This is a genomic window from Streptomyces sp. WELS2 (genome assembly GCF_013870595.1).
GTDB lineage: Bacteria > Actinomycetota > Actinomycetes > Streptomycetales > Streptomycetaceae > Streptomyces.
On sequence record NZ_JACBWZ010000439.1, the window covers coordinates 1 to 5204 of the forward strand.

Here is a 5204-nt window from a genome sequence, read left to right on the forward strand (position 1 = left end):
CGTGATCGGTCATGCGTCCATGGTGACCGCCCGGCCGTCCCGGCGGCAGTCGGGACGACCCTGGGCCAACCCTGAAATCGCCCCTGAGGCGGGCCGGGGAAGCGTTCGAAAGGCACGGGCCGCCGGGAAACCCCGCACGAGCCGCCCACCCCGACCGGCCCCGACGGAAGATCAGGGGCGTCTCCGGGGCCGACCCTGATGTTCCGCCCCGCCGCCCGTGTGACCATCGATGGCATGCCGGAAGCCGCAAGCCTGCCACTCGACGACCCGCGGCCCCCGCGCAAGCTCTACCGCAGCGGCGACGGACGCTGGCTCGGGGGAGTGGCGCGAGGGCTCGCCGGGCATCTCGGGCTGCCCGTCGTCTGGGTGCGGCTCGTCTTCGCCGGCCTGCTCATGGCCGACGGGCTCGGAGCGCTGCTCTACGCCGCGTTCTGGTTCTTCGTCCCGCTCGGCATCGGCGGTGTCGGCGACCAGAAGCCCTCGCTGGTGGGCACGGAGACCACACCGGACGGCCGACGCAGACGGACGGCCCGCAGACCGGACCGGGGGCAGATCGCTGCCCTGCTCCTCATGGTCATCGTCTCCGTGATCTTCGTGCGCAGCGTCGACCTCGGCAGCGCGACCAAGGCGTATCTGGTGCCCGCCGTGCTCGTCGCGGCCGGTGTCGCCCTCGTCTGGCGTCAGGCGGACAACGCCCGCCGGGCCCGCTGGGTCGAGGCCGGCCGACGGCGCCGCACCCTCACCCTGCTGCGCGCGGCCGGAGGCGTCCTGCTCGTCACGGCCGGGGTCACGGCGGTCTTCGTCCTCCAGGGATCGACCGCTCACCTGGGCGCGGTCCTGCAGGCCGCGCTCGCCGTCCTCGTCGGCATCACCCTCCTCGCCGGCCCCTACCTGGTCCGCATGACCCAGGACCTCTCCGAGGAGCGCCTGATGCGCATCCGCGCCCAGGAGCGCGCCGAGGTGGCCGCCCACGTCCACGACTCCGTGCTGCACACCCTCACCCTGATCCAGCGCAACGCCGAGAACGCGGGCGAGGTGCGCCGCCTCGCCCGTGCCCAGGAACGCGACCTGCGCACCTGGCTGTACAAACCCGAGGGCACCGGCAAAGACGAGGACGACGAGCCGGACACGGTCGCCGAGGCGGTGCGGCGCAACGCCGCCGAGGTGGAGGACAAGCACGGCGTGCCCATCGAGGTCGTCATCGTCGGCGACTGCCCGCTGGACGAGAGGACCGCAGCGCAGATGCAGGCCGCGCGCGAGGCCATGGTGAACGCCGCCAAGTACGGTGGCGAGGGCGGTGCCGTACAGGTCTACGCCGAAGTCGAGGGGAAATCGGTCTTCGTGTCCGTGCGGGACCGGGGCCCCGGCTTCGACCTCGACGCGATACCCGCCGACCGCATGGGTGTCAGAGAATCGATCATCGGCCGCATGGAGCGTTACGGCGGCACGGCCCGGCTGCGGGCGGTGCCCGACGGCGGCACCGAGGTCGAGCTGGAGATGGAGAGGGCGGAGAAGACGTCATGAGCGACGCGACCGAGGCGAACGGCACGGTGGGGGCGGCGGAGGGCCAACCCGGTGCCGGCGCGGACGGGCGGCATGTGCGGGTGGTCCTCGTCGACGACCACCGGATGTTCCGCACCGGCGTCCAGGCCGAGATCGGCCAGACCGCCGAGACCGGCGTCGAGGTGGTCGGCGAGGCGGCGGACGTCGACCAGGCGGTCGCGGTCATCACGTCCACCCGGCCCGAGGTGGTCCTCCTCGACGTGCACCTCCCGGGCGGCGGCGGGGTCGAGGTGCTGCGCCGGTGCGCGGCGCTGACGGCCGACGCCGAGCGGCCCGTCCGCTTCCTCGCGCTGTCCGTGTCGGACGCCGCCGAGGACGTGATCGGGGTGATCCGCGGCGGCGCCCGCGGCTACGTCACCAAGACCATCACCGGCGCCGATCTGATCGACTCCATCTTCCGGGTCCAGGAAGGGGACGCCGTCTTCTCCCCGCGGCTGGCCGGGTTCGTCCTGGACGCCTTCGCCTCCACCGACGCCCCGCCCGTGGACGAGGACCTGGACCGCCTCACCCAGCGGGAACGCGAGGTGCTGCGTCTGATCGCCCGGGGCTACGCCTACAAGGAGATCGCCAAGCAGCTGTTCATCTCGGTGAAGACGGTCGAGTCCCATGTCTCGGCGGTCCTGCGCAAGCTCCAGCTGTCCAACCGCCACGAGCTGACCCGCTGGGCGACCGCGCGTCGGCTGGTCTGACCCCTACGGGCCGCCCCCGTCCGTCCCTTACGCCACCCTGGTCGCCCCCGCGAACGGCATCTGGTCGATCGGGGCCAGCCGGACCGGAGCCGACGGGTTCGGGGCGTGGATCATCCGGCCGCCGCCCACGTAGATGCCGACGTGGCTGATGCCTGAGTAGAAGAACACCAGGTCGCCCGGGAGCAGCTCCGAGCGGGATACCCGCCGGCCCGCGTTGATCTGGGCATAGGAGGTGCGCGGCAGGGAGAGACCGGCGGCGCGGTAGGCGGCCTGGACCAGGCCCGAGCAGTCGAAGGCGTGCGGACCGGTGGCCCCCCACACATAGGGGCTGCCGAGCTTGCCGTAGGCGTAGGCGACGGCCACCGCCGCGCGCCCGCTGGGGGCCGGGACGGATCCGGCCCGCTCCAGCGGCTCCCGCGGGTCGGCGGCCGACCGGGAGACGCGTTCCGCCGGGGCGGCGCCGGTGATCTCCCCGCGTTGGCGCGGGGACAGCCGGGCGAGCAGCCGGCGGGCCTCGTCCAGTTTGGCGGTGACGGTCTTCTTCTGCCGGCGCAGCTCGGCCTGCCGGGACCGCAGCGAGTTCACCTCGACGCGTGCGGCGCCGCGTAGCCGCTCGATCTCCCGCAACTGCCGCCCTACCCGCGACACCGCGGCGGCCTGCCGGTCACCGGCCCGCTCGGCGAGCGCGGCACCCTCCAGATACCGGTTGGGGTCGCTGGAGAGGGCCAGTTGCCAGGCTGGGGCGATCGCGCCGTCCCGGTACTGCGCCGCCGCGATCGACCCCAGGGCGTTCCGGGCCGTGTTCAGCCTCTGCTGCCGGCGGGCGGTCTCGTCCTGCAGTGCGCTCAGCCGCCGCTGGGCGGCGTCCGCCTCCTCCTTCGCCCCGTCGTACTTCTCGGTCGCGGCCTCGGCCTCCCGGTACAACGCCGCCACCCTGGCCTTCACCTGGGCCGGCGTCGGCTGGGGGTCGGCGTGACCCGTCCCGTCGAAGCAGGTCGCGGCGGCCGCGCCCGCCAGGGCGAGGGTGGCGGCCGTCCGGACCGTATGGCCGGTGAGCGGGCGCTGCGGGGGCTTGCGGTGGGCTGCCACCTGGAACCGTCACGTCCTTCCTGCGACTCGTACGACCGGGCGGTCGGTACGTGCCCCGCGGCGGCCCGTACAGGGGGAGTGGCCGCCGCCGGGCCCTTCTCGGCGGTGGTGGCCGGTTGCCGCGGGCGGCAATGGAGAGCCGGTCACCTGGGGGAGGACGTTAAAACGGATGGTGACGGGTCGGTAACGCGGTGTGCGGAACTGGTCTCGGTCGACCGCTGTGGGACCGGATCCGATCACCTGGCTGCCGTTGAGTCGTCGCCTTCACGGAGCGTGGTGATCAAAGCGGGGAAACGGTTACTGACGGGGGTGGTGGGGTGCTATGGGACGCATTCATGCATGGTCGGTGGGACGGTTTCGCGGGTGAGGGGGACGTGGGGGCCGGTTACGGGGGCGTGGGCAGGGCTGGTCGGGAGGCGTCGGAAGGGGCCGGTGGCGGGGTGGCGGACGGAGGCTCGTTAGGCTCCGGCTCCATGGACGTACTCATCCATCTCTTCGTCGGCCTGCACATCATCGGAATCGCCGCGCTGCTCGGCGGTTTCCTCACCCAGATGAAGGCGATGGGCCAGGGCACGGCCCGGTTCGTGCCCGGGATGCTGCACGGCGCGCTCACCATGCTGGTCACCGGTGTGGTTCTGATCGGGCTCAACCAGGCCGACGACCACCACCTCAACACCATCAAGCTCGGGGTGAAGCTGGCCCTGCTGATCGTGATCCTGGGCCTGGTCTATGTGAAGCGCGACGAGGAGCGGATCGACAAGGGCGTCTTCGGGCTGGTCGGCCTGCTGACCATGGCCAACATCTTCATCGCCGTCCTGTGGACCTGATCCCCGGCACGCCCTGACGCGGCTCCGGCATCGGGCGTGGCCGCGGGCCGGTCAGGTGTCCAGGAGGGCGCGGACGCCCTTGACGGCGGTGGCGCTGTCGAGGGGCGGGCTGGCGTCGACCGTCAGCTGCGGGCCGCCCAGGCGCGGGGGCCCGGGTAGGTGGCGCGGATGGTGGCGACGCGCTCGGCCACTTCTTCGGGGCGGCCGCGGGCCGAGGTCAGTGTGGCGTGATGCCGCGTATGGCCGACTCGGGGCCGTGGGGAGCGTCACGCGTCCGATGGCGAACCCGCGCCGGCGTCAGCCCGGCCGCACCACGCTGTGGACGGCCGCCTCGCCGAGGGCGGAGACCGGTTCCTCGCGGACGTACGCGCCCGGCCGCGGCGCGTGGATCATCATGCCGTTACCCGTGCAGAGTCCTACGTGACCGGCGTCGTCGTGGAAGAAGACCAGGTCACCGGGGCGCGCCTCGGCCGGCGGGACCGGGATGCCGACGCCGGCCTGCTCGGGTGCCGTGCGCGGGAGGGTGACGCCGGCGGACTTCCAGGCGGCCCGGGTGAGCCCGGCGCAGTCGTAGGAGCCGGGGCCGGCGGCGCCCCACACACATGGTTTGCCGAGCTGGGCACGGGCGAAGGCGACGGCCTTGCCGGCTTTGGTCGCGTACGGATTCGTGAGTGTGCCGTGGGTCTGGGCGGCTTTGGTCGCGTACGGGTCTGCGGGCGTGCCGCGGGTTCGGGCGGCTTTGGTTGCGTTCGGGCCTGCGGATGTGCCGGGGGCCCGGGCGATCCGCTGGGACAGCAGCACGCGGGCGTGGCCGAGCTTTTCCCGCGTGACGACCTTGACGGCCCTCGGCCCGCCGACGGGGATGTCCGGCCGACTGACGGTGGTGTCCGGCCGACGGTCGATGGGCTTTCGTCGGCGGTCGGCGGGCTTCAGCCGGCTGCCGGGCGGGGCTGCCATGCCGACGGTTCGCTGCGCGGTCGGCGGGGCCGGTACGGCATGAGAGGGCGCCGTGGCCTGGAGGGGTGGGGTGAGGGCC

The 5204-nt window shown here is 73.2% G+C and carries 5 protein-coding genes; 3 read left to right on the plus strand and 2 right to left on the minus strand.

Annotated features, from left to right (window positions below; genetic code table 11):
- Window positions 1-234 precede the first annotated feature (234 nt).
- Window positions 235-1524: an ATP-binding protein gene (locus H5J33_RS22630; protein ID WP_181796743.1), complete on the plus strand. Its 1290-nt coding sequence runs from the start codon at window positions 235-237 to the stop codon at window positions 1522-1524.
- The gene (locus H5J33_RS22635) at window positions 1521-2252 is read left to right on the plus strand and encodes a response regulator transcription factor (RefSeq protein WP_181796744.1); all 732 of its coding nucleotides are present in this window, start codon (window positions 1521-1523) and stop codon (window positions 2250-2252) included. The genes H5J33_RS22630 and H5J33_RS22635 overlap by 4 nt, the downstream gene beginning before the upstream one ends.
- 27 nt (window positions 2253-2279) lie before the next feature.
- On the opposite strand, the gene H5J33_RS22640 is transcribed toward H5J33_RS22635, so the two are convergent.
- Entirely contained in the window at window positions 2280-3341 is a 1062-nt protein-coding gene (locus H5J33_RS22640) for a C40 family peptidase (RefSeq protein ID WP_181796745.1), read from the minus strand.
- Between the two features lie 473 nt (window positions 3342-3814).
- On the opposite strand from H5J33_RS22640, the gene H5J33_RS22645 reads away from it, so the two are divergent.
- Window positions 3815-4168 (plus strand): hypothetical protein, encoded by a 354-nt coding sequence (locus H5J33_RS22645; protein ID WP_181796746.1) that lies wholly within the window; start codon window positions 3815-3817, stop codon window positions 4166-4168.
- Between the two features lie 297 nt (window positions 4169-4465).
- Here H5J33_RS22645 and H5J33_RS22650 read toward each other — a convergent pair.
- Window positions 4466-5204: C40 family peptidase (locus H5J33_RS22650; protein ID WP_181796747.1), on the minus strand; the 739-nt coding region annotated here is incomplete at its 5' end.